Raw genomic sequence first — 391 nt, 5'->3', positions numbered from 1 at the left:
CCCAGCGCACGCTTACCGATTCTGTCGGGGGTATCTACCAGACTGCTGCTGAATTCGAGCGCTATGCACTCCGTATGGCCTCCTGTAGCGGTTTGTTACGTTTTGGTTGGTCTACCATCATGGAAACCGGAGAAACGCGCCTACGGCTTCGTAGTGCGCAATTTTGCCGTGTCCGTCATTGCCCTGTCTGCCAGTGGAGAAGAACCCTCATGTGGCAAGCCCGTTTTTATCAGGCTCTACCGAAAATCGTTGTGGATTACCCGTCTTCCCGATGGTTGTTTCTGACGTTAACTGTCAGGAACTGCGAGATAGGTGAACTTGGAACAGTCCTTACAGCAATGAATGCGGCGTTTAAGCGAATGGAAAAGCGAAAGGAGCTATCACCTGTTCA

General features: G+C 51.4%; 1 protein-coding gene. It reads left to right on the top strand.

Features of this window, described 5'->3' with window-relative positions; translation table 11 throughout:
* Positions 1 to 74: 74 nt before the first annotated feature.
* On the top strand, positions 75 to 391 hold a 317-nt coding region (locus QP324_RS11910), incomplete at its 3' end, for a protein rep (RefSeq protein WP_336620598.1).

Origin of the sequence: Corynebacterium sp. UMB0012 (assembly GCF_030216265.1) — a bacterium.
GTDB lineage: Bacteria > Actinomycetota > Actinomycetes > Mycobacteriales > Mycobacteriaceae > Corynebacterium.
The sequence above is the reverse complement of the archived record's forward strand: the minus strand, read 5'-3'. Positions and strand labels throughout refer to the sequence as shown.